The sequence below is a fragment of the Runella sp. R0.1_18 genome, assembly GCF_057652155.1.
In genome coordinates this window covers 1-1130 of sequence record NZ_JBYFCK010000072.1, presented here as the reverse complement: position 1 = coordinate 1130, position 1130 = coordinate 1, and the positions used below count along the sequence as shown (strand labels likewise).

1 protein-coding gene is annotated in these 1130 nt (G+C 43.7%); it reads left to right on the top strand.

Annotated features, from left to right (window positions below):
• The first annotated feature begins 98 nt into the window (after positions 1-98).
• The gene (locus AC23P2_RS31060; protein ID WP_487776782.1) at positions 99-1115 is read left to right on the top strand and encodes an IS5 family transposase; all 1017 of its coding nucleotides are present in this window, start codon (positions 99-101) and stop codon (positions 1113-1115) included.
• Positions 1116-1130 lie beyond the last annotated feature (15 nt).

The following is a 1130-nucleotide window of genomic DNA, read 5'->3' as shown; positions in this document are numbered from 1 at the left end:
GGCTTTGTTGCATGGCTCACTTAGTTCACAAAAAAGCACTGGATTAGGTAACTTTGAGATCGCCAAACCTCCAAAGTAACCTCAAAAAGTCCAGTGCTATGCCAAAAATACACTTTTTTACTCCTCAAGACAATACATCACCTAAAACAGACCTCCCACCGCTTAACCCCAAAAAGACCTATCGTCTTACTAATTGGCCTGACTATAACAAAGCCCTGATTCAACGCGGAGCTATTACCTTGTGGTTCAATGAGCAAACTTTAGCTGAATGGTATTATCAAGGACCTCGACTTCCCGGTGGAATCTACCGTTACTCGGATACTTGCATTCAGTGTATCCTGTCCATCAAGGCAGTATTAAATTTAGCCTTTAGACAGACTCAAGGGTTGATTTACAGTTTGTTCCAAGTAATGAGACTCCAGCTACAGCCTCCCAGTTATACTCAACTTTGCCGTCGACAAGCCAAGTTAATGAGCGCTTTTGAACCTCCGAAATGCCCGCTTGACTGCAATAGGTCTCTGCATTTGGTAGTGGATAGTACAGGTCTAAAGGTGTTCGGAGAGGGGGAGTGGAAAGTTAGAAAACATGGTGCTGGTAAGCGACGTACTTGGCGCAAACTACACTTGGCAGTTGATGAAGCGACTAATAATATCCACGCAGTCGAATTAACAACCAATGCCGTCAGCGATGCTCAGATGGTCAAACCCTTATTAACCACTATTAAGCAGCCCATTGCTAAATTGGCGGGGGATGGAGCTTATGACCAAGTAAAAATTTACAACCTGTTAGCCCAAAGGGAGATTCAACCCTTAATTCCTCCACGTGTAAATGCAGCAGTCTGGACTGATAAAGAAAGGAATGCCTTGACTCACCCTCGTAATGAGGCTCTTACTCAAATTGACAAGGTGGGGTTAGTGGATTGGAAAAAACAGATTGGCTATCATCGGCGCAGTTTGGCTGAGACCGCTATGTTTCGATGGAAAACGATTTTTGGGACGCGATTGTCAACACGATTGTTCAGCCATCAGAAGATTGAAGCTCGAATCAAAGCCTATTGTCTCAACCGATTTACTCAATTGGGAATGCCAAAAGTAGAAATAAAGAACTCAAATTAGCCATGCAACAAAGCC